Origin of the sequence: Paraburkholderia sediminicola, from assembly GCF_046026895.1 — a bacterium.
GTDB classification, from domain to species: domain Bacteria; phylum Pseudomonadota; class Gammaproteobacteria; order Burkholderiales; family Burkholderiaceae; genus Paraburkholderia; species Paraburkholderia sediminicola_C.
Genome location: NZ_JAQQEU010000225.1, coordinates 1 through 1,284, shown reverse-complemented (window position 1 = coordinate 1,284; position 1,284 = coordinate 1). Strand labels below are relative to the sequence as shown.

Annotated in this window: 2 protein-coding genes; both read left to right on the top strand. The window is 51.3% G+C overall.

The features are described from left to right. Positions 1-174 precede the first annotated feature (174 nt). Positions 175-381, top strand: a complete 207-nt coding sequence (locus tag PQR02_RS40425) for a hypothetical protein (protein WP_408243385.1) — start codon at positions 175-177, stop codon at positions 379-381. Between the two features lie 283 nt (positions 382-664). Beyond that, positions 665-1,284, top strand: a 620-nt coding sequence (locus PQR02_RS40420; protein WP_408243384.1) for a hypothetical protein, incomplete at its 3' end; no start/stop codon positions are given.

Below are 1,284 nucleotides of genomic sequence, written 5' to 3'. Positions count from 1 at the left end.
GTGGAAGTCACGACTCCCCACTTTGGCATATGCCGCAACCTGAAGGGCGGGAGTCGTCAATCACATCAGAGCCCCTCGCGTAACGGGATATCGCAAATACCGGGAAACGAGGGCCTAGACTCTCTCCGACGCACCCTGAAAGCAAGGTTCTCAGCATGGCAATAGAGGCATGTCGTGGATAACACCGTCATCTTGCAATCCCTGGTTACGTGGGAAGGGTTAATCGACAGCATTCCAAGTGGCAGCACGGATCGACCGGCCGAGCTTCTCTTCGAGCGACACCGCCTTGCATCAAACAAAGAGGAATTTGTGGCCGCCCTAATTGCGAAGCTGACGATGGCTGCCCTTCAGGCGGCACCGTCAACTGCGGGGCAGGCATGAGACCCGCAAAAGCCCAACACCACGCCTGGTCAATATGACGTCAATTCAGCGAGTAATACAAATCGCTTTGACGGGAGGCAGCATGGCAAGTCTTTCCTGAACCTTATCCAACCAGTAGCAACAACTAACATCACCGAACGGTCAGTGGTACTGAATCGAGATTGAGGCGTTCATATTACATCATTCAAAAAACTGTAAAAATCTTTGTCTTACAAACGCCTCAATAAAAGGAAGTGAAATACCCTGACCGAACAACTAAGTATTGATTGACTTGGAGCGTATCATGGAAATAAAAAATGACCGTTCTGTGACTAAAGCTTACGCCTATACAGACCCCAATGACGACAAGGTAAAAAAGCCTTCCCCGCAACCCGCCGGCCGCCAACAGAAACTATCTCTTTCTCTCAGGCCTGATACCCCTACAAAACAGCAACATTTAGCGATGCGCGACACGTCCGCGTATCAAAGTGCCCAATCACCCGATAGGCTGGGTACAGATCAGAAACTTCCCTATCTGTCGCTCGGCACGAATGCTGCCACCTTTCCTGTTGCTCGCAATGCCACCGGAGGGGATGGTGCCCCAAACAGCATGACCCCTTTGTCCACTTTTTCAGGTCGGGACATGCCGGTTTTTCAGGGTCCTTTTCATCCGCAGCCGTCAGGGGCTGATAAACCGGCATTCCTGAACACCAGCATTGTTTCCCGTCACAGGAGAGAGGCCGATACAAATGTTCCTTCACCCACACATAGCATTCAGCCCGATGGTATTGATCATGCCGGTTCTCCACTCAATCAGACTAACGAAACGTCTGTCGCCACCGGAAATGCCCAGACGTTCACGATCTTTGGGACGAACGAGGTATTGCAACCCAATTCGAGCTATTCTTTGCCGCAACGCGAAAA